Source organism: Paenibacillus sp. UMB7766-LJ446 (assembly GCF_030226665.1).
Classification (GTDB): domain Bacteria; phylum Bacillota; class Bacilli; order Paenibacillales; family Paenibacillaceae; genus Paenibacillus; species Paenibacillus vandeheii.
The window spans coordinates 1-1,301 of the sequence record NZ_JASOYM010000034.1; the positions used below are offsets into that span (position 1 = coordinate 1).

Consider the following 1,301-nt stretch of genomic DNA (forward strand, 5'->3'; position numbering starts at 1 on the left):
TGGTCTTACCCCTGTCAAGTAGACAGATGAAAAAAGCTATGCTGCCAGTGCGCATCGATATTCAATCGGTGCGCGCTGTTTGAGTTTGGCTTGAAAACGTCGGTAATTGTAATTGTACATATAATCTTCCACGGCTTGTCGAATCTCTACTTCTGAATTAAACTGGTTAAGGTACAGCTTCTCTGTCTTGAGATGCGAAAAGAAGGATTCGATGCATGCGTTATCCAGGCAGGTTGCTTTGCGAGAGTGGCTGCCCTTCACGCCGAATGCTTCTAATCGTGTGTTGTACGCCTGAGACGTGTATTGGAAGCCCTGATCCGAATGGAGCACGGCTTCCGAAACGTCTCTTTTTTTTGTCCATTGTTCCACCGTATCCAATACGAGCTGAACATCGTTCCGTTTAGATAATTGCCAAGCTACAATTTCGTTGTTGAACAAGTCTTGAATCACAGACAGGTAAACGAATGTGTTTCCATCCGAAATATAAGTAATATCCGTCACCATTTTTTGCTGGGGTGCTGTGGCATGAAATTTGCGCTTCAGGCGATTCGGATAAATCACAGATGGCGTATAGCTAGACTTCTTCCGCTTCTTACGAATTACCGATTGGATCGATAGTTCCCGCATGATTCGCCATACTTTCTTGTGATTAACGTTCAGACCAGCCTCCCACAACGCCGTTGTCATGCGAGGATAACCAAACTCTCGGTTTGCAAAATGAATAGCCATCATGTGTTCTTTGATCTCACGCTCACGGTCTTGTCTTGCGTCTCGCTGCGGCTGTGTTGCTCGCCATTTGTAGTAACTGGAACGGGGTATTCCTGTAATCGATAATAGGCGTGTAATGCCATGCGAGCAACGCAATTCGTCTATGATATCGTAGTTCTCCCGTTGGCTCAGCGCTTCTCCTTTACTAGATTTGGATACCGCTTTTTTAAATAATCCACCTGTGCTTGAAGGTAGTCCCGTTCTTCTTCTACACTGCTAAAGGCAGTACGAGGGCGTCCTTTCAGTGGATTCGGAACATTGTTTTTTCGCTCATCGAACGCTTCCCCGTTTTTCCATTTTTTTACCCACACCTTCAGTTGTGAACAGTTTCGAATTCCTTCGCGATCAGCGACCACCTTGTAACTTGAAGAACCTTCGACATAGGATCTAACAGCATTCAATTTAAATTCTTCGGTATACGTCTGAAATGTTTGTCCTTTTTTGGCCATAAAAATATCCCCTCCAAGTGTCACTTGAACCCTCATGATAACATGAAGGTTTTTTCAAGTGTCTACTTAAAGGGGATAATACCA

The 1,301-nt window shown here is 44.4% G+C and carries 2 protein-coding genes; both read right to left on the minus strand.

Annotated features, from left to right (window positions below; genetic code table 11):
• Nucleotides 1-36: 36 nt before the first annotated feature.
• Nucleotides 37-900 carry an IS3 family transposase gene (locus tag QP794_RS33050; protein ID WP_350338911.1) on the minus strand — a complete coding sequence of 288 codons (864 nt, stop codon included), beginning with the start codon at nt 898-900 and terminating at the stop codon, nt 37-39.
• Nucleotides 897-1,217, minus strand: a complete 321-nt coding sequence (locus tag QP794_RS33055; RefSeq protein WP_285080848.1) for a transposase — start codon at nt 1,215-1,217, stop codon at nt 897-899. Before QP794_RS33055 ends, QP794_RS33050 begins: the two co-directional genes overlap by 4 nt.
• Nucleotides 1,218-1,301: the final 84 nt, after the last annotated feature.

What these genes read in the sequence shown, in the direction of transcription:
- QP794_RS33055 (WP_285080848.1), bottom strand. Translation starts at nt 1,217, where the DNA reads ATGGCCAAAAAAGGACAAACATTTCAGACGTATACCGAAGAATTTAAA.